The sequence below is a fragment of the Campylobacter peloridis LMG 23910 genome (assembly GCF_000816785.1).
Taxonomy (GTDB): Bacteria; Campylobacterota; Campylobacteria; order Campylobacterales; family Campylobacteraceae; genus Campylobacter_D; species Campylobacter_D peloridis.
Window position 1 is genome coordinate 149,342 of the sequence record NZ_CP007766.1, and the last position, 26,133, is coordinate 175,474.

At 27.0% G+C, this 26,133-nt stretch carries 26 protein-coding genes; 14 read left to right on the forward strand and 12 right to left on the reverse strand.

Annotated features, from left to right (window positions below):
- Positions 1 to 104: 104 nt before the first annotated feature.
- Positions 105 to 1,586: a flagellin gene (locus tag CPEL_RS00830; RefSeq protein ID WP_044598194.1), complete on the forward strand. Its 1,482-nt coding sequence runs from the start codon at positions 105 to 107 to the stop codon at positions 1,584 to 1,586.
- Between the two features lie 11 nt (positions 1,587 to 1,597).
- Here the strand turns inward: CPEL_RS00830 and CPEL_RS00835 are convergent, their stop codons facing one another.
- Genes CPEL_RS00835 through pseI form a run of 7 tightly spaced genes read right to left on the reverse strand, consistent with a single transcriptional unit; the run spans position 1,598 to position 13,821 of the window.
- Positions 1,598 to 3,448 carry a motility associated factor glycosyltransferase family protein gene (locus tag CPEL_RS00835; protein ID WP_044598195.1) on the reverse strand — a complete coding sequence of 617 codons (1,851 nt, stop codon included), beginning with the start codon at positions 3,446 to 3,448 and terminating at the stop codon, positions 1,598 to 1,600.
- Between the two features lie 4 nt (positions 3,449 to 3,452).
- Positions 3,453 to 5,303, reverse strand: coding sequence for a motility associated factor glycosyltransferase family protein (locus tag CPEL_RS00840; protein WP_044598196.1), 1,851 nt, complete (start codon positions 5,301 to 5,303; stop codon positions 3,453 to 3,455).
- On the reverse strand, positions 5,296 to 7,134 hold the full coding sequence (locus CPEL_RS00845; protein ID WP_044598197.1) for a motility associated factor glycosyltransferase family protein: 1,839 nt from the start codon (positions 7,132 to 7,134) through the stop codon (positions 5,296 to 5,298). The genes CPEL_RS00840 and CPEL_RS00845 overlap by 8 nt, the downstream gene beginning before the upstream one ends.
- Positions 7,121 to 9,001, reverse strand: coding sequence for a motility associated factor glycosyltransferase family protein (locus CPEL_RS00850; RefSeq protein WP_044598198.1), 1,881 nt, complete (start codon positions 8,999 to 9,001; stop codon positions 7,121 to 7,123). The genes CPEL_RS00845 and CPEL_RS00850 overlap by 14 nt, the downstream gene beginning before the upstream one ends.
- Positions 8,998 to 10,914, reverse strand: coding sequence for a motility accessory factor (locus CPEL_RS00855; protein WP_044598199.1), 1,917 nt, complete (start codon positions 10,912 to 10,914; stop codon positions 8,998 to 9,000). Before CPEL_RS00855 ends, CPEL_RS00850 begins: the two co-directional genes overlap by 4 nt.
- Positions 10,911 to 12,746 carry a motility associated factor glycosyltransferase family protein gene (locus CPEL_RS00860; protein ID WP_044598200.1) on the reverse strand — a complete coding sequence of 612 codons (1,836 nt, stop codon included), beginning with the start codon at positions 12,744 to 12,746 and terminating at the stop codon, positions 10,911 to 10,913. Before CPEL_RS00860 ends, CPEL_RS00855 begins: the two co-directional genes overlap by 4 nt.
- 40 nt (positions 12,747 to 12,786) lie before the next feature.
- The gene (gene pseI, locus CPEL_RS00865) at positions 12,787 to 13,821 is read right to left on the reverse strand and encodes a pseudaminic acid synthase (RefSeq protein WP_044598201.1); all 1,035 of its coding nucleotides are present in this window, start codon (positions 13,819 to 13,821) and stop codon (positions 12,787 to 12,789) included.
- 110 nt (positions 13,822 to 13,931) lie between these two features.
- Between pseI and CPEL_RS00870 the strand changes: the two genes are divergently transcribed.
- From CPEL_RS00870 to CPEL_RS00880, 3 genes are read left to right on the forward strand one after another with little or no spacing between them, the layout of a single operon-like run.
- Positions 13,932 to 14,354, forward strand: coding sequence for a chemotaxis protein CheX (locus tag CPEL_RS00870; RefSeq protein WP_044598202.1), 423 nt, complete (start codon positions 13,932 to 13,934; stop codon positions 14,352 to 14,354).
- Complete coding sequence (gene fliN, locus CPEL_RS00875) at positions 14,351 to 14,647, forward strand: flagellar motor switch protein FliN (protein ID WP_044598203.1); 297 nt, start codon at positions 14,351 to 14,353, stop codon at positions 14,645 to 14,647. Before CPEL_RS00870 ends, fliN begins: the two co-directional genes overlap by 4 nt.
- Positions 14,644 to 15,396, forward strand: a complete 753-nt coding sequence (locus CPEL_RS00880) for a hypothetical protein (protein WP_044598204.1) — start codon at positions 14,644 to 14,646, stop codon at positions 15,394 to 15,396. The genes fliN and CPEL_RS00880 overlap by 4 nt, the downstream gene beginning before the upstream one ends.
- Here the strand turns inward: CPEL_RS00880 and CPEL_RS00885 are convergent, their stop codons facing one another.
- From CPEL_RS00885 to plsY, 5 genes are all read right to left on the reverse strand, one after another.
- Complete coding sequence (locus tag CPEL_RS00885; protein ID WP_044598205.1) at positions 15,397 to 16,893, reverse strand: Ppx/GppA phosphatase family protein; 1,497 nt, start codon at positions 16,891 to 16,893, stop codon at positions 15,397 to 15,399.
- Complete coding sequence (locus CPEL_RS00890; protein WP_044598206.1) at positions 16,893 to 17,138, reverse strand: YfhL family 4Fe-4S dicluster ferredoxin; 246 nt, start codon at positions 17,136 to 17,138, stop codon at positions 16,893 to 16,895. The genes CPEL_RS00885 and CPEL_RS00890 overlap by 1 nt, the downstream gene beginning before the upstream one ends.
- 114 nt (positions 17,139 to 17,252) lie before the next feature.
- The gene (hsrA, locus tag CPEL_RS00895) at positions 17,253 to 17,927 is read right to left on the reverse strand and encodes a homeostatic response regulator transcription factor HsrA (RefSeq protein WP_044598207.1); all 675 of its coding nucleotides are present in this window, start codon (positions 17,925 to 17,927) and stop codon (positions 17,253 to 17,255) included.
- Positions 17,928 to 18,005: 78 nt separating this feature from the next.
- Positions 18,006 to 18,323 carry a dihydroneopterin aldolase gene (locus CPEL_RS00900; protein ID WP_044598208.1) on the reverse strand — a complete coding sequence of 106 codons (318 nt, stop codon included), beginning with the start codon at positions 18,321 to 18,323 and terminating at the stop codon, positions 18,006 to 18,008.
- Entirely contained in the window at positions 18,308 to 18,919 is a 612-nt protein-coding gene (plsY, locus tag CPEL_RS00905) for a glycerol-3-phosphate 1-O-acyltransferase PlsY (protein WP_044598209.1), read from the reverse strand. Before plsY ends, CPEL_RS00900 begins: the two co-directional genes overlap by 16 nt.
- A gap of 205 nt (positions 18,920 to 19,124) precedes the next feature.
- Between plsY and CPEL_RS00910 the strand changes: the two genes are divergently transcribed.
- The 10 genes from CPEL_RS00910 (at position 19,125) to CPEL_RS00955 (ending at position 26,124) form a co-directional block, all read left to right on the forward strand.
- Positions 19,125 to 20,159, forward strand: a complete 1,035-nt coding sequence (locus CPEL_RS00910) for a cytochrome c551 peroxidase (RefSeq protein ID WP_044598210.1) — start codon at positions 19,125 to 19,127, stop codon at positions 20,157 to 20,159.
- Positions 20,160 to 20,303: 144 nt separating this feature from the next.
- On the forward strand, positions 20,304 to 20,612 hold the full coding sequence (rplU, locus tag CPEL_RS00915; RefSeq protein ID WP_044598211.1) for a 50S ribosomal protein L21: 309 nt from the start codon (positions 20,304 to 20,306) through the stop codon (positions 20,610 to 20,612).
- Positions 20,613 to 20,622: 10 nt separating this feature from the next.
- A complete protein-coding gene (rpmA, locus tag CPEL_RS00920; protein WP_002862355.1) occupies positions 20,623 to 20,877 on the forward strand; it encodes a 50S ribosomal protein L27 in 255 nt (84 codons plus the stop codon).
- 88 nt (positions 20,878 to 20,965) lie between these two features.
- Complete coding sequence (gene obgE, locus CPEL_RS00925; protein WP_044598212.1) at positions 20,966 to 22,009, forward strand: GTPase ObgE; 1,044 nt, start codon at positions 20,966 to 20,968, stop codon at positions 22,007 to 22,009.
- Positions 22,009 to 22,476, forward strand: coding sequence for a DUF6194 family protein (locus tag CPEL_RS00930; RefSeq protein WP_044598213.1), 468 nt, complete (start codon positions 22,009 to 22,011; stop codon positions 22,474 to 22,476). Before obgE ends, CPEL_RS00930 begins: the two co-directional genes overlap by 1 nt.
- Positions 22,473 to 23,384, forward strand: a complete 912-nt coding sequence (fmt, locus tag CPEL_RS00935; protein ID WP_044598214.1) for a methionyl-tRNA formyltransferase — start codon at positions 22,473 to 22,475, stop codon at positions 23,382 to 23,384. The genes CPEL_RS00930 and fmt overlap by 4 nt, the downstream gene beginning before the upstream one ends.
- Positions 23,365 to 24,000, forward strand: coding sequence for a biotin--[acetyl-CoA-carboxylase] ligase (locus tag CPEL_RS00940; RefSeq protein ID WP_044598215.1), 636 nt, complete (start codon positions 23,365 to 23,367; stop codon positions 23,998 to 24,000). Before fmt ends, CPEL_RS00940 begins: the two co-directional genes overlap by 20 nt.
- Positions 23,997 to 24,779, forward strand: coding sequence for a ParA family protein (locus tag CPEL_RS00945; protein WP_044598216.1), 783 nt, complete (start codon positions 23,997 to 23,999; stop codon positions 24,777 to 24,779). The genes CPEL_RS00940 and CPEL_RS00945 overlap by 4 nt, the downstream gene beginning before the upstream one ends.
- A 4-nt stretch (positions 24,780 to 24,783) precedes the next feature.
- A complete protein-coding gene (locus CPEL_RS00950; RefSeq protein ID WP_044598217.1) occupies positions 24,784 to 25,635 on the forward strand; it encodes a ParB/RepB/Spo0J family partition protein in 852 nt (283 codons plus the stop codon).
- 63 nt (positions 25,636 to 25,698) lie between these two features.
- On the forward strand, positions 25,699 to 26,124 hold the full coding sequence (locus tag CPEL_RS00955) for a FoF1 ATP synthase subunit B' (RefSeq protein ID WP_044598218.1): 426 nt from the start codon (positions 25,699 to 25,701) through the stop codon (positions 26,122 to 26,124).
- Positions 26,125 to 26,133: the final 9 nt, after the last annotated feature.

The window sequence follows — 26,133 nt, forward strand, 5'->3', positions numbered from 1 at the left end:
GAAGGGTGATAAAAAAATTTATATTTATTTTGAAAAAAATATTTTAATTTTTTGGAACACTATTTGCTTTTAATGACTTAAGCAATATTTTGAAAGGATTTAAAATGGGTTTTAGAATAAACACCAACATAGGTGCAATGAATGCACACGCAAATTCAACTATTACAGCTAGAGAATTAGATAAATCTCTAGGAAGATTAAGTTCAGGTTTGAGAATAAATTCAGCAGCAGACGATGCTTCTGGTATGGCAATAGCTGATTCTTTAAGAAATCAAGCAGCTTCTTTAGGTCAAGCAATTAATAATGGTAATGACGCTATAGGTATTTTACAAACTGCTGATAAAGCTATGGATGAGCAATTGAAAATACTAGATACCATTAAAGTTAAAGCTACTCAAGCAGCTCAAGATGGACAAACTACAAAAACTAGAATTATGATACAGAATGAAATCAATCGTCTTATGGAAGAACTTGATAACATCGCAAATACTACTAGTTTTAATGGTAAGCAGCTTTTAAGTGGAAATTTTGTTAATCAAGAATTTCAAATAGGTGCTCAATCAAACCAAACTGTGCATGCAACCATAGGGCCAACTCAATCAAGTAAAATAGGTCATACTCGTTTTGAAACTGGTGTTAGAGTTACAGCTGCAACAACTGCTAATTTGGTTTTAAAATCATATGATGGTGTAAATGATTATAAGTTCCAAAGTGTTCCTATTTCTCATAGCGTTGGAACAGGGTTAGGTGCTTTAGCTGATGAGATAAATAAAGTAGCAGATAAAACAGGTGTTAGAGCAACAGCTGTGGTTCAAACTATTTCTAGTGGAGCTTTAAAGGCTGGAACAACAGGGGCTGATTTTTCAATTAATGGGGTTGTTATAGGCAAAGTTGAGGTTAAACCAGGTGATAAAGATGGTGCATTAGCAGCAGCTATTAATGCTAAAAAAGATACAACTGGTATAGAAGCTTCTGTGGTAGATGGAAAACTCATTTTAAATTCAGCTGATGGTAGGGGTATAGTTCTTGGAGGATCATTAGGAACAGCCTTAAGTGGAGTTGTAGCTTCTGCAAATTATGGAAGATTATCATTAGTAAAAAATGATGGTAGAGATATTTTATTATCTGGAACAGATATATCTATAATTGGACTTGGAACAAATGTTGCAATGGCTGAAGCTACAGCTAATTTAGAAGCTATTAAAGGACAAATTTCAGCTGATATAGCTTCTGCTATGGGCTTTAATGCTATGAGTACAGCTGATAATATAAATACTCCAAAAAGCGCAGGTGTTACGACTCTTAGAGGTGCAATGGCTGTTATGGACTTAGCAGATAGTGCTATAACATCTCTTGATACAATTAGAGCAGACATTGGTGCGGTGCAAAATCAAATTGTATCAACTATAAACAATATCAGCGTAACTCAAGTAAATATAAAATCAGCAGAATCAACTATAAGAGATGTAGACTTTGCAGCTGAAAGTGCAAATTTCTCTAAATATAACATTTTAGCACAAAGTGGTTCATATGCTATGAGTCAAGCAAATGCAGTTCAGCAAAATGTATTAAAACTTTTACAATAATTAAAGCCCTTTTAGATAAGGGCTTTTAAATTACTATTTTTTAAAGCTTGATTTTGTATAGATAAAAAACTAATAAAATTTTCCAACCAATTTTTGTTTGCTTTTAACCATTGCATATTCTTTATATTTTTGTCTTCTTCGTTTTTAATTGACATTGTAAAAATGATTGCTAATTCACTTTCAAGATGAAAAAATAGAGGCTCAAATAATTCACTTTTTACAAAAGAATTTTTATAGACTCTGATTTTAAAAGAATCTATTTTTTTAATTAGTGATGTAATTTTTCTTTGTGTTTTTTCTTCTAATAAAATATTTGTTTGGAGTAGTAATTCTTCGCCTTTGTGAATATACTTTTGAAGTATTTTTAATTGTTTATCAATAGTCAAATTAATTTTTATAGCACTTTTTTGTAATTGCTTTTTGTTTTTATTTGGAAAATTAAAATAAGATTTATCTTTTTTTAGAAATTCATTACAAATTTTGGAAAAACTAATCTCTAGTGCACCTTCTATTCTAGCACCACCTTCTGTGGCATTAAATGTTTTTATACCTAAAGGAGATGTTAAAGCTATATCTTTTTCAAAACTTTCTTTAAAAATATTCCAAAATTTATTAGTTTCAACTTTACCATTACCACCATAAGCTGTCACAAACAATCCTTCTTTTCTATTTTTTTCAAAATTTTCACCATGTAAATACTCTTTAGGATGTGAATTTCCATCTTTACCATAAGCTAAATCTTGTCCTATTAAAATGATATTTTTATGTTCTAATTTAACAGCTAAATCATAAGCCATATTAGCTACACTTAAACCACTTCCTAAATAACCATAATCATTCATATTTAAAGCTTTAGAAAATGGTAGCGGTCTATGAACTAACATAAAAGATTTGTTGGTTTTTTTTAAAGTATCAATAACGCTTTTGTGTGCTACACTGGCTATAACAAATAGTATATCTTTATCAAATTCTTTATTGTTTTGTTCAAAACATTGATAAACTCTATTGTGTCTTTCTAGTGCTAACACATAATCAGGTTTTATATTATACTTGGCTAATATAGGATAAGCACTATCAGCACATATAATACTAGCTTTATTAGCATATTCTTTTAATAAAGGTAATTGTTTAATCAAAGATGGACCAGTAGAAACTATAATAGCATTTTCATTTTTACCTTTTCTTTGTTTTAATAAATCTTTTAAACTAGGATTGACTAGTTGATCAGGTAGATTATGTAGAAGTTGGGTGATGCCTTCAAAGGAATCTAAGGGTGAATTTCCTTTGATATCTGTAATATATTTTATTGTTTTTATCATTAAAGTATTAATTTCTAAAATATTATTTTTATAGTATTTAAAATAATAATTAGCAAGTGAGTGTAAATTATAAAGTTTTAATAAAGTGTTAACTCCTTTTTGATTTAAAAAATATAAGAGTGCATTAAAATTTATTGTATAAAACAATATTATTTTTTCATTTTTTATTTCTTCACTTAAATCTAAATAATGAAATACTAAATATATAATTTCTAATTCTTCCTCAAAGATAATTATATGATTTCTTAAAGGGTTTGAAAGTAAAGCTTTGTATAAAATTCCATTACCTAACCCATAAAAAAATAAAATAGGATATCTTAAGTATTCTCCATTAAAAAGTTTTAAATTTTCATCTAATTCTTCTAAAGGATTTTTATAAATAAATTCTTTTCTTTTTTTATCAAAAATATTTATATCTATATTATCATTACTTCCTTGAAAAAGTTCAAATTGCTTACATTCTTTTAATTCTCTTAGTTTTAAAGCCAAAGGTTGATCTTTTTCAAATAATGCTTGAGTGTTTTTTAAAAAAAGTTCATTCATGGATTTACCTTGCTAATTGAAAAAGTTCTATTGAGTTATCTTTTATAGTTGTATCAAATACATAAAAAAGATGTAAAAGTGTTTTAAATGTTTCTTCATATTCATTTAAGAGTTCTTTTAAAATTTCATTTTGCTCATTTTTGTTTTTTGGATTTTTACATAAAATTGCATTAACTCTTAATTCGTGATGATATAAAATGTGTGGATAAAGTTCATACGCTCCATTTGATTTTTTATAAAGTTGTTTTTTAAAACTATCAATTTGCTTTAAGAGTGATTTTGCTTTAAGAGTTTTATTTGCTGTGCTAATTTTTACTAGAATATTTTTTAGTTTTTTTATGTTGTTTTGATTGATAATGAGCATACTTTCTATATTTTTTTTAGATTTTTTTAGATTACTTCCTATTTTTGATTGGGTTATTTTAAGAGGCTTTAAGTTTGATTTTTGAAAAATTAACAATTCCTCACAAATTTCTTTAAATGGTTTTTCTATAGCGCCTTCTATTCTAGCACCACCTTCTGTGGCATTAAATGTTTTTATACCTTTTGTATTTTTGTATATCGCAATATCTTTTTCAAAAATTTCTTTAAAAATATTCCACCATTTATTAGTTTCGACTTTACCATTACCACCATAAGCTGTCACAAACAATCCTTCTTTTCTATCGTTTTCAAAGTTTGACTTGTAATGGTATTCTTTAGGATGTGAATTTCCATCTTCACCATAAGCTAAATCTTGTCCTATTAAAATGATATTTTTATGTTCTAATTTAACAGCTAATTCATAAGCCATATTAGCTACACTCATTCCACCACCTAAATAGCCATAATCATCCATATTTAAACTTTGAGCAAAAGGTAAGGGTCTGTGAACCAAAATAAAGTTTCTATTGTTTCTCTTTAAATATTCTATAGTTTTTGGAAAGACTAAACTTACTAAAACAAATAATATATCTTTATCAAAATCACCAAAATCATTATTGAAAAATTCAGAAGTTTTTTCTACTCTTTCTAAAGATAACACATAATCAGGTTTTATATTATACTTGGCTAATATAGGATAAGCACTATCAGCACATATAATACTAGCTTTATTAGCATATTCTTTTAATAAAGGTAATTGTTTAATCAAAGATGGACCAGTAGAAACTATAATAGCATTTTCATTTTTACCTTTTCTTTGTTTTAATAAATCTTTTAAACTAGGATTGGTAACAAGAGGGACTAAATTTCTAATGAGCTGAGTAATGCCTTGTAAAGAATCACTTGGTGCATTTCCATTTTTAGTATGGTTGCTTTTTATAGCTTTTATAATAGTTTTATTTATAATTTCTATATCATAAAAATTATAAAAACTACTATGAATAAAAAGATTGTAAATCTTATAATAATTTTTTATTGTTGGATAATCCATTAGTGTATCAATTTGAGCAAATGTAGTTAAATGTATATAAAACAAAATCACTTTTTCATTTTTTATTTCTTCACTTAAATCTAAATAATGAAATACTAAATATATAATTTCTAATTCTTCCTCAAAGATAATTATATGATTTATTAAAGGGTTTGAAAGTAAAGCTTTGTATAAAATTCCATTACCTAACCCATAAAAAAATAAAATAGGATATCTTAAGTATTCTCCATTAAAAAGTTTTAAATTTTCATCTAATTCTTCTAAAGGATTTTTATAAATAAATTCTTTTCTTTTTTTATCAAAAATATTTATATCTAAATTATCATTACTTCCTTGAAAAAGTTCAAATTGCTTACATTCTTTTAATTCTCTTAGTTTTAAAGCCAAAGGTTGATCTTTTTCAAATAATGCTTGAGTGTTTTTTAAAAAAAGTTCATTCATAAAAATCCTTAGAAATCAAAGTTTGTATATCGGCTATAGTTTGATTTATTATAAAATATTGTGTTTGGATGAGATTTGTTATTTCTTGAATATGCCTTTCATGATTAAGTATATAGCTAAGTTGGTTTATTTTTTCTTTTATTGCATTTCCTGTATCAATACATTCAAGTTTGACAAAATTACATTCATTTGTATACATGTAACTTAATAAAATCGTAGAAAAATATTTGCTTGATAAAATCCCATCTTTATATAATTTTATTTCATTTTTTAAATTTAAGATTTGATTAAAATCAATTAAATTTAAGCTTTCTTCTAGATTTAGATGACTTGGTAGATTGTTTATAATTAAAGAAATGTTTTGAATTTTTAAAAAAAGTTCTTGAGAGTTATTTAAAATTTTTAAAGCTTTTTGATTGATTTTTTCAAAGTGTATTAATGCTTTTTTTAAATTTTGGTAAATATCTTTTTTGTTTGGAGATGAAAGTTTTTCAAAACTTTTAGTATATTCTTTGTTAATTATACTTTCACAAATTTCTTTAAATGGTTTTTCTATGGTTCCTTCTATCCTTGCACCGCCTTCAGTAGCGTTATATGTAGTAATAAAATTTTTATTTTGAGTTATGTCGTATTCATATTTTTCTTTATAAAGCATCCATGCTGCATGAGTATAAATTTCGCTTTTTCCACCATAACCGAGTGTTTTTATATATTCATAGCGTGAAGAATCTAAATTTGTTCCATGTAAAAATTCATTTGGATGAGAATTTCCATCTTTGCCAAAAGCAAGATCTTGTCCTATTAAAATGATATTTTCATATTCTAAAGAAACAGCAAAATTATATGCTAAATTTGCTACAGAATTAAAACTTAAATCACAATAACCATAATCATCAAATTGAAAGCTAGAAGCAAAAGAATTCATAGAAAATATAATCATATATGATCTGTTATTTTTTTCTAAATTTTGTATAGTTTGAGGATTTGTAGTATCTGATAAAATAAATAATATATTTTTGTCAAATTCTCCAAAATTATTATCAAAAAATTTCCAAGAACCGAGTTTTTTCTCTTTCCCATTAATCATATCCTTTTCTATGCAAAAAACATAATCAGGCTTAATACCATATTTATGTAAGATGGTGTAAGATCCATCGACACAAAAAACACTAACTTTATCTTGAATTTCTTTTAACAATGGAAGTTGTTTTATTAAGCTTGGTCCACTCGCTACAATAACGGCATTTTTTTCTTTAGCCTTATGTTTGTTTAAAAGTTCTTTTACACTAGGATGAGTTAAGGTTTTAGGAAGATTTTTGCAAAAATGTTTTATATAAACTTCACATTCTTGACTAGATTGTAAGGCATTATAAATACTTTTTATGGCTTTTTGCATGCAATCTTGGATAGACTTTGAAAAAAGAGAATCTTTATAATTCAATATAGAAGTTATTTGACTATAAAACATAAAGTTATTGTTTAAAAAAAGTTCTTTGGCTTTGTTAAAGTCAAAGTCATTTGCATCAAATAAGATTAACCTTTTCTCTTTTAGTGGATTAGAAATATTATAAGTTTGTAAAATTTGATAAATAATATTTAAATCATCTTCAAAAACAACAAGGTATTTTAGATTTTTATTATCAAAGATATTTTGGATATATTCCCCTAAACCATATATAAATAATATAGGATGATTTTTGTAATTTACATTTAGCAAATTTATGAAATAATTTTTTGAATTTATGAGAGATTGATTTTTGTGTTTTAATTTTGTAAGTTTTAACTTAAGACTTTTTTCTAGATAATATAAATTATTTTCAAAGAAATTCATCATAACTCTTTTCTAGGTTTTCTGATAGAATTTTAAGATATTGTAGAAGTATCTCAATCCAAGAATCATGTGCTAATAACCAATTTATCATACGATTTTTCTTATCATTTTGCGTAAGAGCGCTAGTGAGTGTAATTTTGGCTAGTTTTAGTTCAATATTTTTTAATGCAGGATTTAAAACTTCTCCAAGTTCAACTATACTTTCTGTTTTGTTTTTAATTTCATGAAGTTTTTCATTGATCTCCAAAATAGTTTTAAAATTCAAATCTTGTAAATTATTAGTTTGCTGAATATTTTGCAATATCATTTTAAATTCAATTTCAAAATTCTGTGTTAAATCTAAGAGTTGATTAATTTTAGATTTTTTATGGGTAATTTGCTTTTTTAAATTTTCCCATTTTTCTTCCAAATTTTGTTTTTTATGGTATTTTTTTACCATTTGAGTTTGTTTTTTATCTTCTTTTAACAATTCCTCGCAAATTTCTTTAAATGGTTTTTCTATAGCGCCTTCTATTCTAGCGCCACCTTCTGTGGCATTAAATGTTTTTATACCTAAAGGAGATGTTAAAGCTATATCTTTTTCAAAACTTTCTTTAAAAATATTCCAAAATTTATTAGTTTCGACTTTACCATTACCACCATAAGCTGTCACAAACAATCCTTCTTTTCTATCGTTTTCAAAGTTTGACTTGTAATGGTATTCTTTAGGATGTGAATTTCCATCTTCACCATAAGCTAAATCTTGTCCTATTAAAATGATATTTTTATGTTCTAATTTAACAGCTAATTCATAAGCCATATTAGCTACACTCATTCCACCACCTAAATAGCCATAATCATCCATATTTAAACTTTGAGCAAAAGGTAAGGGTCTGTGAACCAAAATAAAGTTTCTATTGTTTCTCTTTAAATATTCTATAGTTTTTGGAAAGACTAAACTTACTAAAACAAATAATATATCTTTATCAAAATCACCAAAATCATTATTGAAAAATTCAGAAGTTTTTTCTACTCTTTCTAAAGATAACACATAATCAGGTTTTATATTATACTTGGCTAATATAGGATAAGCACTATCAGCACATATAATACTAGCTTTATTAGCATATTCTTTTAATAAAGGTAATTGTTTAATCAAAGATGGACCAGTAGAAACTATAATAGCATTTTCATTTTTACCTTTTCTTTGTTTTAATAAATCTTTTAAACTAGGATTGGATAGTTGATCAGGTAGATTATGTAGAAGTTGGGTGATGCCTTGTAAAGAATCTGTTGGATCATTGCCTAATTCTGTAATGAGGATAATACAAAGTTTTTTTAAATCATTTTCTAGTTTTTCTGATCTTGTGGTATTTTCATAGTAAAGACAATGTCTTAGTAATATTGTATTTTGTAAATAATTTCTTACCTGCAATTCTTTTCCTAAAAAAATACTTAAATGATTCTTATCGAATTCATCCATCACATAAAGTCTTTTATTTTTGAGTTCTTCGCTAAAATCTATTAGATGAAAAACTATGTAAAGTACTTCAATATTTGGTTCAAAAACTACTATACTCTTGTGATTTTCATTTTTTAATAAAGCTTTATATAATAAACCATTACCTAAACCATAAAAAAATAACACAGGATATCTTTCGTATTTAGAATAAATTTCACTATATTTATCATCAAAGAATTTTTCAGGATTATCATATAAACTTTGCTTTAGTTCATGATCATATATATTGATATCAAAAGTACTTTTTCCTGCAAATACTTCAAAACGTTCATTTGTTTTTACATCTTCTATCTTATCTGCTAATATAGCATTATATTCTTCTAATGCTCCTAGGTTTTTATTAAAATTTGCTTCGTAGGTGTTCATTGATTTTCTTCTATAAATTTTTTTAATAATATTATGGATTTTTCCATGATTTGTGTTTGTTTTTCTAAGGTATCAATAACTATTTTTAGCCATTCTTCATGTTTAATAAGCCATATAATCATACGAATTTTTTTATCATCTTGAGTATGAGCGCTCATAAGAGAAATTTTAGCTAATTCAAGCTCAGTTTTTGTTAAAGCTACAATAAGTAAATCTGTAAAAATTTCCATTTGTTTATCTTCTAAAAATTCTTTAACTTTATGAATTTCATCATTGGTTTTTAAAACTTTAACAAAATCTATAGTATTCAAATCTATATGATATTTAGTTTGTTCAATAACCTTTAAAATAGGTTTTAATAATTTTTGACACTGATAAATTTTGCTTTTTGCAAATTTGATAAGAGTTAGAATGTTGTTGTAACTTTCTTTAGCTAGTATAACTTGTTCATTTTTTTGTAAACATTGCAAAGGTGAAAAAAGTATTTTATCTTTTATTAAAATCTCTTCGCAAATTTCTTTAAATGGTTTTTCTATGGCACCTTCTATTCTAGCACCACCTTCTGTGGCATTATAAGTTTTTATGCCTTTTTTTGAAGCACTTTTAATATCTAGTTCGTAATTTTGTATATAGCTTTTCCAGGCTATATGGGTGTAAACTTCACCTTCTCCCCCATATGCTAATGTTTTTATATGTTCATATCTATGAGTATCTAATGTTGAATCAAATAAAAAATCCATAGGATGTGAATTTCCATTTTCATCATAAGCTAAATCTTGTCCTATTAAAATGATATTTTTATAATTTAATTGTATAGCCAAGTTATAACCCATTGATGCTACATTTAAACCACTTAAACAGCCAAAATTATCCAATAAATACTTGTGCGTAAATTTATTTGAATTTTTCAAAACTAGTAGATAGTTTCTATTATATTTTTCTAAATATTTAATGGTATTTAAGTGGGCAGAAGCTGTTATAATAAAGGTAATATCTTTATCAAAATCACCAAAATCATTATTAAAAAATTCACTAGATAAATCATTTTGCTCTAAACACATGACATAATCTGGTTTAATGTTATATTTAGCTAAGATGGGATAACTTCCATCAGCACATATAATGTTAGCTTTGTTAGCATATTTTTTGAGCAATGGAAGTTGTTTTATCAAACTTGGTCCACTTGCTACAATAATAGCATTATCATTTTTATCTATTCTTTGCTGTATTAATGTTTTAAATGGTGGTTTTTGTAATATTATTGGCATATTATTTATGGATTGTTGAATATTTTCTAATGAATATATCAATCCTGTATGTCCTTGAGCATTAAAAACATATATTATTTTTTCATTAAGTTTTTTTTCTAGTTTTTCCATATATATTTTATGTTGATCATAATAGGAATTTAAAGATAAAATCTTACTATTATAAAGGTAATTTCTAACAAAAAGTTCTCCCATTAGAAAATTTATAATATCATCCATATCAAAATTATCTGTATAAATCACATAAAGTCTTTTATTTTTGAGTTCTTCGCTAAAATCTATTAGATGAAAAACTATGTAAAGTACTTCAATATTTGGTTCAAAAACTACTATACTCTTGTGGTTTTCATTTTTTAATAAAGCTTTATATAATAAACCATTACCTAAACCATAAAAAAATAACACAGGATATCTTTCGTATTTAGAATAAATTTCACTATATTTATCATCAAAGAATTTTTCAGGATTATCATATAAACTTTGCTTTAGTTCATGATCATATATATTGATATCAAAAGTACTTTTTCCTGCAAATACTTCAAAACGTTCATTTGTTTTTACATCTTCTATCTTATCTGCTAATATAGCATTATATTCTTCTAATGCTCCTAGGTTTTTATTAAAATTTGCTTCGTAGGTGTTCATGAAAACTCTTTTTGTATAATTGTAGCTTGTAATTTTATATGTGGAATGATAAAATCTATCCAATTTTTATGTATTTCTAAGTATTCTTTTCTTTTAGCATATTCTTCATCTATATTATTGGGATTTTTTATGTAGTTACACGCTATTTTGTATTCAAAATGAAAAAATATAGAACGGATTAAATCTAAAAAATAATTTCTAAATTCCTCTTCTTCAAATTTGGCTTTCATTTGATAAATTCTTTGACTTAATGGGTTAAAAATTTCATCTTTAAAATCTTCATTATTTAAACAATATATAATATCTCGTTGCAAGGTTTCGCATTCGTTAGTATAAATTGTTGCTAAAGTTTTTATTTTTTGTAGTTTTTGTGTAAAATCTTTCACTCTCTTTTCTAAATTTATTTTATCTAATCCATTTAGCTTATCAAATTTAGATTTATCTTCTTTTAACAATTCCTCGCAAATTTCTTTAAATGGTTTTTCTATAGCGCCTTCTATTCTAGCGCCACCTTCTGTGGCATTAAATGTTTTTATACCTAAAGGAGATGTTAAAGCTATATCTTTTTCAAAACTTTCTTTAAAAATATTCCAAAATTTATTAGTTTCGACTTTACCATTACCACCATAAGCTGTCACAAACAATCCTTCTTTTCTATCGTTTTCAAAGTTTGACTTGTAATGGTATTCTTTAGGATGTGAATTTCCATCTTCACCATAAGCTAAATCTTGTCCTATTAAAATGATATTTTTATGTTCTAATTTAACAGCTAATTCATAAGCCATATTAGCTACACTCATTCCACCACCTAAATAGCCATAATCATCCATATTTAAACTTTGAGCAAAAGGTAAGGGTCTGTGAACCAAAATAAAGTTTCTATTGTTTCTCTTTAAATATTCTATAGTTTTTGGAAAGACTAAACTTACTAAAACAAATAATATATCTTTATCAAAATCACCAAAATCATTATTGAAAAATTCAGAAGTTTTTTCTACTCTTTCTAAAGATAACACATAATCAGGTTTTATATTATACTTGGCTAATATAGGATAAGCACTATCAGCACATATAATACTAGCTTTATTAGCATATTCTTTTAATAAAGGTAATTGTTTAATCAAAGATGGACCAGTAGAAACTATAATAGCATTTTCATTTTTACCTTTTCTTTGTTTTAATAAATCTTTTAAACTAGGATTGGCTAGTTGATCAGGTAGATTATGTAGAAGTTGGGTGATGCCTTCAAAGGAATCTTCAGATGAATTTCCTTGTTTTGTTACTAAAGATTTTATACTTTCTATACATAAAGAATTGACTTTCATTATTTCTTTTTCATATGTTTCGTAAAATTTAGAAATAAAAAGCAAGTCGTATGTAGTTACAAAAAAATGAATTTTTTCTTGTTCAAAAAAGCGATAAAAAGTTAAAAAATTAACATCTTCGTATAGATAAATTTGTAATCTTTTGTTTTGTATGTCTTGACTAAAATCACTTAAATGCAAAGAAATATATACAAGTTCTATCTCAGGTTCGATGATACATAAATAATCTTTTAAAGGATTTTTTAAAAGTTCATAAATAACTAAACCATTACCTATTCCAAAGAAAATTAGAAAGGGATGTCTTTTATAGTTTTGCTCATAAAAAGATAAATTATCAAAAGTATTTTGTATGCAAAATTCTTTTTTATCATTATCATAAATATCATAATTTTTCTCAATGAGTTCAAATCTTTTGTTGCCTTGAATTTGCAATATTTTATCAGCTAAATTAGAATCAACTTCTTTTAAAGCTTGTAAATTTTTAGAAAAATTAAGTTCAAGTTGCATAAATTTCCTTAGTATTTAGTGTCTATAAGTAAAGCATAAATTATTCCAAAAAATCTTTTTCTTCTAAAGCTTGTCCAAATTCTATATCTTGTTTTGCTTTTTTTCCTAAAATTATAGGTAAAAATTTAGGATGCAAACCAAAGCTTGGTCTAATGCTTTTTATATTATTTTCTGTGAAAACTTCACCTTTTTTTATATCTTTACTAGCATATAAACTTCTTGCAAAATGGCGATTTTTTAGAATTTTTTCATCCACATCTAAATTTTTATTGCCTAAAGCTTGTTCGCTTTGTCGCACCATGAAACACATTTGTTTAAATTCTTCAAAATCAAGGCTAAATTTTGCATCTGCACTATTTAAAGTTTTATCTAATATAAAATGTTTTTCTATTACTCTAGCACCAAGTGCCACTGCTAAACACGGAGCTAAAAAACCTTCGCTATGATCGCTTAGTCCTACTATAGTTTTAAATTTCTCTTGCAAAGTTTTAATGGCATTTAAATTTAAATCACTTATTTTTGAAGGGTAAGCTGAAGTGCATTTTAGTAAAATTAAATTAGAATTATTTTCTTCTTTAAAAATTTTTACAATTTCTTCTAATTCTTCCTCAAATGCTATGCCAGTAGAAACCAAAGTAGGTTTTTGTTCTTTAGCCACAAAACGCACAAAATCATAGTCGTTTATTTCAAATGAAGCGATTTTATACGCAGGTGGATTAAATTGTCTTAAAAAATTTACATCTTTTTTAGAAAAAGGACTAGAAAAGCAAATTAATCCTTCTTTTTTAGCACACTCAAAAAGTTGATCATGCCACTCATAAGGAGTTTTAGCTTCCTCATAAAGTTCATAAAGTTTTCTTCCATGCCACAAACCACCTTCTATAATGAAATCCTTTTTATCTGAATTTAAAGTCAGGCTATCTGGGGTGTAAGTTTGAATTTTTATAGCATCTGCACCAGCTTTTTTAGCTGCTTGGATGGTTTTTAATGCTGTGTTTAAATCATTAGCATGATTAGCAGAAAGTTCTGCTATGATAAACACTTTTTCATTAAGATTAAAATTTTCTATAATCACTTGTGTGCCTTTTTGAAATTTTATATATTATATTATTTTAATTATTAATTATGATTAAAGGTTTATTTAGTAAAATAAATCCTAGTATATAAGTTACTAAGGATTGTGTTATGGATAAAACGCTAGATTATTCTATTTATCATTTTTGTGAGCATATTTTGAAATTAAAAATAGAGCAAACAAATATCATCAAAGGTGAGCTTTATGGAGCTTCGATACCTTTATACTTTAAAGATCAAGAATATAGTTTTTATTTGTTTTTTCAAAAGCAAGTTTTGAATGAAATCGCACAAGTTTTATTGCATGATGAGCTTAAAGAAGATGGTTTAGCAGATTTGGTAAAAGAAATTGCTAATCAAATCGTTGGTTATGCAAAAAAATTACTTAATGATGCCAATGGCAAGGATGAATTTAAGCTAGGTGTTCCTGAGTATTTAGGTCATGTTGAAAAACTTTCTTCGATAAAATTAAAGGCAAAATTTACATATATTATGAAAAATGCTCGTTTTAGAATAGGTTATAAAAAATTATGATTGATGAACATTTAGGTTTATTACAATCTTACGAAGATATTTTAGATATTAGTGTTGATTTTGTAAGTGAGCTTGGAACGACAAATATGAGCGTTAAAGAGCTTTTAAAGCTAGAGATAGGTTCGGTGATTGACCTTGAAAAGCCAGCTGGAGAAAGCGTGGAGCTTTATTTGAATAAAAGAATTTTTGGAAAAGGTGAGGTAATGGTATATGAAAAAAACCTTGCTATTAGGATTAATGAAATTTTAGATTCTAAAACAGTATTGCAGTATTTCAAAAAAGAATTGCAATGAAAATATTTTTTATTTTATTTTTAGCTATACCGCTTTTTGCTGTAAAAATTTTGGATTATAATATCTATCAAAGAGATGATAGAGTAGATATCACTTTTTCTTTTGATCGTCCTTATGATTTGGGTATTACTCAAAAGAAAAAAGATGATATTGTTATTTTTACTTTAAATGCCCAAACCTCAAAAGAAGAGGATAAGGTTTTAAATTCAAACATTATCAAAAAAATAAAAATTTTTTCACAAGATAAAAAAACCTATATAGCACTTACAACTGCAAATAAAGTTGATTTATATGCTGATTCCATTGGAGATAAATTTGGCTTAAGAGTGCGCGCTCAAAAAGAAAATAGTGAAAAGCTAAATACTAAAACTATACAAACTAAGGAAGAGACTTTGCAAGATTATGATTTTACAAATTATATATTAGTAATGTGTGTTTTGATTCTTTTGCTTATCGTTCTTTGGGTGTTGAAAATTTATCTAAAACAAAAACAGCCTTTGGATAGAAATTTTAATTTGATTTTTCAAAGAGCATTAGATAGACATAATCAGTTATTAGTCTTTGAATATGGTGGCAAACGCTATACTATGATCGTAGGAAATTCTAATATCATTTTAGATACCACACAAGCTTTAAATGATAAAAATAATGAATTAGCTACCACTATAAATCCTAAAGAAAAAGATTTTGACTCTTATTTTGAAGAAAACAAACAAAGGCTTCAGAATTTATTGTTAAAACAAAAATAATTAGATTTTTTGATTAAAAGCCAAAATGATAAGCTTTGGTTTTACGATTTTTTTAATTTCATCTATAGAAAAATATACTTGTTTTTTATGAGAAAAAATATATAGAGTATTATTTTTTAAAATAAATTCAAGATTTTCATCACTATCTCTTGCAAGTTTTTTAGCTAAAGCTAGTATGAAATTAAGCCATGAAAGTATATGGTTATTTGGTAATAAATCTTTATAATGCTCCATAATATAAGGAGTTATTTTTTTTCCATTGGTTTTTAATAAAATAGCAATAAGAGCTATTTGAGTATGTGAAAATCCAAAATGAAGTCCATTTAAAACCATATTTGCACCATGTTCGTTTGCAAAATAAAAATTTAATTTTTCACCAATATGTGAAAGTTTGGCAGCGTTTAATAAAATTTGCTTATATTTATAATCCATCTTATGTTCTGGCAAAAAAACATCAAATAATTTATCAGTAAAATGAACACACTTGCTGTTATAGTTAATATCAAAACGATCTTGTAAAGATTTCAAACTAGGATTAAAATTAGGTGGAAATTTGGCATTAAATTTAGAATAATCCAATGTTTCATTTTTTATTTTAATGTATTTTCCAAAAAGACTAGATAAAAAAGCACCTTCTCTAACTCCTACTGCAGAAGTAATGATATTTTTAGCTTTAAGGTATTTTGTTAAAGCTAAAAATATCATACAGCCTTCTTTTATGGTGTCAAAACGATCTTTTTTGATGTTAAAGTCCATTAAATTTTTAGCATTTAGAATTTTTTCTATATGGTTTTTTTCTTTATCTAGGCTATAGCAAAAATTGTGAATCATCTTTAGTGGATAGGAATTTTTTTTCATGATAGAATTAGATATAGCTCTTAAACTACCACCTATAGCTATAATGTGCTCGTTTTGAAATTTCTTTGGAACTTGTTCGAGTGATTTTTGAATAAAAAGTTCTAAAGCATTGAATTTTTTACGATCATAAAAAATTTCTTTAAGTCTTACCGTTCCAAGATCCAAAGAAATACAATCAATTATTTTTCCATCTTTAATAAGACATAATTCTGTTGAGCCACCACCTATATCTATAGTCGTTGCATTTTTTATATCAGATAGTAAATTTAAAGCCGCAAGCCCACCTAAAAATGACTCTGTTTTGCCATTTATGCATTTTATATTTAAGCCTACATTGTGTGAAATTCTTTTTATAAAATCTTTAGAATTTGGAGCGTCTCTTAAAGCAGAAGTACCAACGGCTATGATTTTTCTGCATTTTTCTTTTAAAGCTTTTTCTTTAAAAAATTTTAAAGCCTCTTCGGCTTTTTGCATGGCATGTTCTTGTAGAATTTTGTCGTTATTATAAGCATTTTCCCCAAGTCTAACCTTTTTTTTATACTCATTGCATATAAAAAAGCCATATCTTGATGTTCTTTCAAAAACAACCATGCGAACAGAATTTGATCCAAGATCAATAACCGCTGTTTTTTTTGCCATTAAATATCTTTATTTTTATGTTTTAAGCGTAACTCATCAATACTTTCAACATTATCAGGATCAGGGATAATGCAATCAACAGGACAGGCAACTATACAGGCTGGTTCTGAAAATTCATTGACACATTCTGTGCATAAATCAGGATCTATAACATAAATTGGATCATTATCATAAATTGCTTCATCAGGGCATTCTTCCCTACATGCATCACAAGATATACAATCTCTAGTGATTAAAAGTGACATATTTTTCCTTTGATTTTGATAATAAACAGACTTTATACTATATAAAAACTTATATGTAATTTAAAATATTAAGAAAATTTTTATTTTAGAATGAAAAATCATTCTAAAATAGCTCTAATTTTCTTTTTTAGGAAAGCAAAAACGATAACCTCTACGACGAACTGTTTCAATAGTAGAGATGTTTAAAGGTTTATCCATTTTTTGTCTTATTTGATTGATAGCTACTTCTATAACATTTGGAGTTACAAGCTCAGGTTCTTCCCAGATGGCATCTAAAAGTTGTTCTTTAGATACAATTTGATCAGAATGTCTAGCTAGATGAGTTAATACTTCAAAAGGCTTACCTTTTAATTCTATATCTTTACCTTGAAAAGTGATTTTTTCTTCATCTGGATCAATGATTAAATCATCGATTTTAATTACATTAGTTCCACCAAATCTAAGTCTAGCTTCGATTCTAGCAAGTAAAATGTCAAAGTCTAAAGGTTTTTTTACATAATCATCTGAACCAGCTTTTAAAGCCTTAATTTCGTTTTCTTTATCGTTTTTAGAACAAAGAGTGATTATAGCTGTTCTTGGTGATTTATGCTTGATAACATTAATTAAATCACTAGCATCGTTTCCGCCAATAATCCAATTTGTCAATACTAAATCATAATGTCTAATACCTATAAAATATTCCGCATCTTTAAAATTTTCTGAAGTATCGCTTTGGTAGCCAAATTCTGTAAGTGTGTTTGAAATTGTCTTATTTAGTGTTACTTCATCTTCCACAACTAAAATACGCATTTTATTCCTTTGAAGATAAATTTTAGTGAGAAAGTATAACACAAATTAAGCAAATTTTCAAAATTCTTTAAAATAATTTTAATATTTTTTCATTAAAGTAGCGCCAACCTTTGCATTGTGTATAATTTCTAATTTATAGCAAGTAATATTAATAAATTTTAATTTTTTATGATGTTTTTTTATATTTTTACAGATATATTTTAAAGATTGTTCTATAGTTTTAAATTTCTTTTTTTTGTAGATTTTTTCAATTCTTGAACAAATTTTGGCATAGTCTAAAAATTTTTTGCTTTTAGCTTCTAATTCTATAAAAACTTTTTGTTCTTGAATTCTTTCAAAATCTAAAATTCCTATAATACATTCAAATTCTAAATTTATTTTTATATGACTTTGCATTCTTGCTTTCCAATGATTCTTAGTATATTTGGTATATGTTTATATACTACTATAAAAGCGATGATAAAAATAGGCGCATGCGTATTGATAACAGGCATATCATAATGAAAAATAAAAGAAGTAGTGATTAATGTTGCTAAGGCACAAAGAGAAGCTAAACTTGAAATTTTAAATATTTTTCCTATGATAAACCAAATTAGCAAAGCACATAAAATTTCTAAGGGTAAAAAAACAGCTAAAACACCTGCTCCAGTTGCTATACCTTTACCACCTTCAAATTTTAAATAAGGAGAAAAGCAATGTCCAAATACTGCTAAAACAGCCATTGTCCATAAAATATTTTCATCATAGGATAAATTTTTTGCTATCAAAATGGGTATTATGCCCTTGGCTGCATCTAAGATTATCGTTGCTATAGCGAGTTTTTTAGCAAGTTTTGGATTGGTTGTTTTAATTACTCTTAATACATTAGTCGCACCTATACTTTTACTACCTAATTTTTTAATATCAGTATTGGCAAAAAATTTAGCCAGTAAAAAACCAAATGGTATACCCCCTATAAGATATGCCAAAAGATAAATGATTAAATTTTCCATGTTTAACATCCCTAAAAATATATGAAATAAATTTTTGTTTATAATATCACAAAACACTGAAAATAATATTTAAGAGATATTTTATCTTATAATAATTTTTATTTAAAGATATAATTTTTTTATCTTATTTAAAGAAAATTATAGATATATTTTTAATAAGTTTATTTTAAATAGGCTTTATTTTATCTTATTTTAGGAGTGGATAATGAAAAAAATTTCATTATTAGTAGCATCTTCATTACTAGTTGCATCGACTGCTTTTGCTAATGATAGAGCTTTGCTTGATGAAGCAAAAGCTGCAGGTTTAGCACCTTTACCAAAAGATCAAGCAGGGGTTGAAAAACTTTTAAATGAAATGGGTGTTAAAGCAAGTAAATTTTCAAAAGAAAAAGCTAATCTTGGAAAAAAATTATATTTTGAACCAAGACTTTCAAAAAGTGGTTTAATTTCTTGTAATACCTGTCACAACCTTGGTATGGGCGGAACAGATGGTGTAGCAGCAGCTGTTGGCCATAAATGGACAGCAAATCCGCATCATTTAAATTCACCAACAGTTTATAATTCAGTGTTAAATTCAACGCAATTTTGGGATGGTAGAGCAGGAACTTTAGCCGATCAAGCAAAAGGGCCAATCGAAGCAGAACCTGAAATGGCAACACCAGCAAAATTAGCTGTAGAAAAAATTTCTTCTATGCCTGAGTATGTGAAAGAATTTAAAAAAATATATGGCAATGATGGAGTAACTTTTGACAATATTGCAGATGCAATAGCAACTTTTGAAAGAACGCTTTTGACTCCATCTAAATTTGACAAATTCTTAGAAGGCGATACAAAAGCACTAAGTAAAAAAGAAAAAGAAGGTTTAAAAACTTTTATTGATAAAGGTTGTACAGCTTGCCATACAGGAGTAAATTTAGGTGGTAGTATGCAAGCTTTCCAAGTGGCAGCTAAATATAAATTTGCAAATGTAGGAGATTTTAAAGGCGATGCAAATGGTTTGGTTAAAACTCCAACTTTAAGAAACATTGCAGAAACTGCTCCGTATTTTCATAATGGTGCTATTTGGTCTTTAAAAGATGCAATCAAAGAAATGGGTAGTGTTCAACTTGGTATAGAAATTTCTGATAAAGAAGCAGCTTCTATAGAAACATTCTTAAATGCTTTAACAGGTAAAAAACCAAATATTACTTATCCTCAACTTCCAAAAGCAACTGAAAAAACACCAAAACCAGAGCTTTAATTTAAATTCTTAAGACGCTTTTGCGTCTTAAGCTTACTTTATAAAAAAAATAGTATAATTACAGCTTTTAACCATATTAAGCTTTTTTAAATTTATGTTTTATGCATAATGCTTTATGGTAACTTACCAAAGAAAGGATAGCTTATGTATGCTATTATAAAACATAGCGGAAAGCAGTATAAAGTTAGCGAAAATGATATGCTAAATTTAGATCGCTTTGAAGCTGAAGTAAAATCAAGCATAGAAGTAAGTGAAGTGCTTGCTGTATGCGATAAAGAATTAAAGGTAGGTGCACCTTTTGTAAGTGGTGCAAAGGTTGTTTTAGCAGTGATTGCTCATGGAAAAGACAAAAAAGTTGTGATTTATAAAAAAAGACGCAGAAAAGATTCTAAATTAAAGCGCGGCTTTAGAAGACAATATACTCGTGTTAGAGTTACAAGTATAAAAGCTTAAGGAGTAAAATATGGCACACAAGAAAGGTCAAGGTTCAACTCAGAATAATCGCGATTCTATAGGTCGTCGTCTAGGTGTTAAAAAATTTGGTGGAGAATTTGTTCGTGCTGGTAACATCATCATTCGCCAAAGAGGAACAGCAACTCATGCAGGCAATAATGTAGGTATGGGAAAAGATCATACAATTTTTGCTTTAATTGATGGTTTTGTAAAATTCGAAAGAAAAGATAAAAATAGAAAAAAAGTTTCTGTTTATCCTGCATAAATTTAAGGCTACTTAGTAGCCTTTCTTCTTTAATCTTAAAATAAAAAATTTATAATATTATTTTAAAAATTTATACTTTGGTGATTATATGTTTATAGATAATGTAAAACTTGTTTTAAGTTCAGGAAATGGTGGAAAAGGTGCTGTAAGTTTTCGCCGTGAAAAACATGTGCCACTTGGTGGGCCTGATGGGGGTGATGGTGGAAATGGCGGTGATGTGTATTTTATTTGTGATAATAATACCCATACCCTAGCACATTTTAAAGGCAAAAAAGAACTAAAAGCCCAAAATGGCCAACCGGGTTTAGGGCGTAATAAAAATGGCAAAAGAGGGGAAAGTTTAGAGTTAATCGTTCCTCAAGGCACTCAAGTAATTGACGCACAAAGTGGGGAAGTTTTGCTTGATATGTTAGTAGAAGGCCAAAAAGAACTCTTTTTAAAAGGTGGTAAAGGTGGCCTTGGTAATACCCATTTTAAAAACTCAACCAATCAACGCCCAGATTATGCCCAACCAGGTGTAGCAGGCAAAACCTTAAGCGTGCGTTTAGAGCTAAAACTCATAGCTGATGTTGGGCTTGTTGGCTTTCCAAATGTAGGAAAATCCACGCTTATAAGTGTGGTTTCTAATGCAAAACCTGAAATAGCAAATTATGAATTTACTACCTTAACTCCAAAACTTGGTATGGTTGAAGTAGATGATTATAATTCTTTTGTAATGGCAGATATCCCAGGTATTATAGAAGGTGCAAGTGATGGCAGGGGTTTGGGGCTTGAGTTTTTAAGACATATAGAAAGAACTTCTTTTTTGCTTTTTGTGCTTGATCCATTAAGAGAAATGAGCTTAAAAGAGCAATTTTGCGTTTTAAGAAAAGAATTAGAAAAATTTTCAAGCAAGCTTTATGCAAGAAATTTTGGCTTAATGCTTTCAAAAAGTGATAGTGTAAATTTAGGCGAAGAATTTGCACAAAAAATAGAAGATGATTATGATGAATTAAAAGCTTATTTGCAAAGTGAAAATAACCCACAAAGCTTTTTTGTTAAAGTATCAAGCCTTGAAAAAACGGGTTTAAAAGAGCTTAAATTTATGCTTTTAGAAGAAGTTAAAAAAATTAGAAATCAAAATAATCTTTGATGAGTGAAAATTTAACTATAGATTTTATCCAAGAATATATCAAGTCTAATTTTAAAGGTTTGGTATATAAATTTACCTATAAAGAGCATAGCTTTTTTTATAATCCCAATAGGGTTTTAAAAAACGGAGTTTATTTTTGTACTATTAAAGAAAACGATGGCATAAATGATAAAGCTTCAAATTTAAATAGAGAGGGTGTGTTTCGTCTAAGTTGCTCTCTTTGTGATCAAGATTACCAAAATCTTTTTGGTCAAAAACCTAAAAAAGCTTTAAAGAGTAAGGTTGTTAGTTTAAATTATGATTTTTCTATGCTCGATCTTATCATGCCTCATCCAATTTATGCTTATATGGGATATATTTGTATTAACAACCCTTCTAGAAAAAATTTTGAAATTTTTAAAGATTATCTTGAGCTTTCATATCAAAAAGCTATAAAAACTTATCAAAAAAGGATAGTGGCATTATGAAAAATATTATTTTTATGGGAACTCCCTCTTATGCAACTTGTATTTTAAAAGAGCTTATTAATAAAGGCTTTAATGTTCAAGCTTTATTTACTCAGCCTGATAAACCTGTGGGAAGAAAGCAAATTTTAACTCCAAGTGATACTAAAAAATTTGTTTTAGAAAATAATTTAAATATAGAAATTTTCACTCCAAAAAGCTTAAAAGATGAAAATATAATCAATGGAATAAAAAGCTTAAAACCTGATTTTATAGTTGTTGCTGCTTATGGGAAGATTTTACCAAAAGAAATTTTAGATATTGCTCCTTGCGTCAATTTGCACGCTTCTTTACTTCCTAAATATCGTGGTGCTTCTCCTATACAAAGTGCTATCTTAAATGCGGATAAAATAAGCGGGGTTTGCACTATGCTTATGGAAGAAGGGCTTGATAGTGGTGCTATTTTAGAAAGCAAAGAATGTGGCATTGAGGGTAAAAATTCAGCTGAAGTTTTTACCATGCTTTCAAATTTAGCTGCTAAGCTTACTATTTCTACGCTTTTGAATTTTGAAAAAATTATCCCAAAAAAGCAAGATGAAAGTTTGGTTACATATTGCAAAAAAATCAAAAAAGAGCATGGTTTAATTGAACTTAATGATGCAAGTGAAATTTATCAAAAATTTTTAGCTTTTACACCTTGGCCTGGAATTTTTTTAGAAAATGGTATGAAATTTTTAGATATAGAATTAGTTGATAAGGAAAAAAATCAAAATTCAGGTGTGATTTTACAAGTAGAAAAGGAAAGCTTTTTGCTTTCATGTAAAAAAGGCATTTTAAGGATTAAATCTTTACAAGAAAGCGGAAAAAAAGCTTTAGATGCTAAGACTTATTTGAATGGTAGAAGGTTGAAAATTGGAGATAATTTATTTTGATGAGCTTGATTCTACACAGCTTTATTTGTGTAATAAAATTCGCAATAATGAAATTATAGATAATTGCGCTGTTTGTGCATTTACCCAAAGTGCTGGTATAGGAAGTAGAGAAAATTCATGGCAGAGTAAAAAGGGAAATTTACATTTTTCTTTTTGCATAAAAATACAAGATTTAACACAAGATTTGCCTTTAGCTTCTGCTAGTATTTATTTTGCTTTTTTAATGAAAGAGCTTTTAAATGATTTAGACTCAAAAGTTTGGCTTAAATGGCCTAATGATTTTTATCTTGATGATAAAAAAATTGGTGGATTGATGAGTTCTAAAATTAATGAATTTTTAGTTGTTGGTATAGGTATAAATTTAGCTTATGCACCATTTGATGCAGAAATTTTAGATATAAAAGTTGATATTAAAGAAATAATAAATAATTATATTGATTATATTCAAAAGAAGCAATCATGGAAGGATATTTTTAGCAAGTATATGTTAGAATTTGAAAAATCAAGGAAATTTTTTATACACAATGAAGGTAAAATTTTATCTTTAGAAGAAGCTTTGCTGTATAAAGATGGTTCCATATTGTTAGATAATAAAAGGATATATAGTTTAAGATGAGTGAGATAATAACCATAGCTAACCAAAAAGGTGGAGTTGGAAAAACTACAACAGCAATAAATTTAGCAGCGTCTTTAGCAGTAGCCGAAAAAAAAGTTCTTTTAATAGATATTGATCCTCAGGCTAATGCTACAACAGGACTTGGTTTTAATAGAAGTAATTATGAGTATAATATATATCATGTTTTTATAGGTAGAAAAAAACTTTCAGAAATTATTTTAAAAACAGAACTTCCTCAGCTTTATTTAGCACCTTCAAATATTTCTTTAGTTGGTATAGAACAAGAGGTTGTAAAAGAAGGTGGAGAGTATAGAACTATATTGAGAGAAAAATTAAAAGAAATTTCTGATGAATATGATTTTATAATCATAGATTCTCCACCAGCTTTAGGAAGCATTACGGTAAATGCTTTTGCAGCAAGTGATAGTGTAATTATACCTATACAATGCGAATTTTATGCACTTGAGGGTGTCGCAATGGTTTTAAATACTATTAAATTTGTGAAAAAAACTATCAATCCTAAATTAAAAATCAAAGGTTTTTTACCAACTATGTATAGCTCTCAAAATAATCTATCAAAAGACACAGTAGAGGATTTAAAACAAAATTTTAAACAAAAGCTTTTTAAAACAGGTGAGAACGAGGATGATTTTATCATTATACCAAGAAATGTAAAATTAGCAGAAAGTCCAAGTTATGGTAAGCCTATTATACTCTATGATATAAAATCTCCAGGTTCAGTAGCATACCAAAATTTAGCTCATTCTATTTTAGGATAAACAAATGGCAAAAAGAAGTGCATTAGGAAGAGGCTTAAATAGTATTTTAGCTGATATAGATGAGGTTTATGAAAGAGAGCTTGGATCAAATGAGGGTAGATTGGAATTTATTGATTTAGATTTAATTAGTCCAAACCCTTATCAACCACGAAAAAATTTTGACGAACAAGCTCTTGAAGAGCTTGCAAGTTCGATCAAAGAATATGGACTTATACAACCTATAGTAGTGTTAAAAAAAGATGATTTTTCTTATGTTTTAGTAGCAGGAGAAAGAAGATATAGAGCGTGTAAAATTCTTAAACAAAATGAAATAAAAGCAGTAGTTTTAAATAATGATGATATAAAGTTAAGAGAATTAGCTTTAATTGAAAATATACAAAGGGAAAATTTAAATCCTATAGAATTGGCATATTCTTATAAGGAGTTGTTGGAATTACACGACATAACTCAAGAGAAACTTTCTGATATTATTCATAAATCAAGACCACAAATTGCTAACACTTTAAGACTTTTAAATTTAAATCAAGAGACTCAAGAATTTATCATAGAAGGAAAACTTTCACAAGGACATGCTAAGGTTTTGGTTGGTCTTGAAAAAGATGATGAAAAAATGATAGTTGATACCATCATAGGACAAAAATTAAATGTTAGAGATACTGAAAAACTAATCAAAAATTTTAAAAATACTAACTTGACAAATAAAATAAATAGCAAAAATTGCACCACGCAAACAATGAAAGACTTGCATAGTAAATTTAATCAACTTGGTTTTAAAGTTAATAGTAAAAATTTAAAAATAACTATTTCGTTTAAAAATGAAATGGATATTAAAAAATTATTAGAAATATTAAATTAAATATGTTTTTAGGAATTTTGCGATATACTTTTTTGTTTTATTTATATTATTTTAGGAGTGTTAATGTTTAATGATGTGCATTTTTCTATAATGATAGCCACTGGAGTAATTTTTTTACTTTTAATTGCTATTTTAAATTCGATTTTATATAAACCTTTGGTTAAATTTATGGATGCAAGGGATTTGACAATCAAAAACGATGAAGAAAAAATGAAAAAAAATTCTGACGATATTTCAAATGTGGAAATAGAATTAGAAAAAATTCATATACAAACTAGAGATGAAATAAATCAAATAAAATCAAAAGCTATAGAAGAAGCAAAGCTAAAACAAGAAAAAGAACTTGCAAGTAAGAAAAAAGAATTAGAAGATCAAATGCTTGTTTTTCTTAAAAGCTTAAAAGAAAAAGAAAAAGAGTTAAAAGAAGAGATGCGTTTAAAAATGCCAGAATTTAAACAGAGTTTTAAAAATAGCCTAAGTAAAATTTAAGGAGCATTA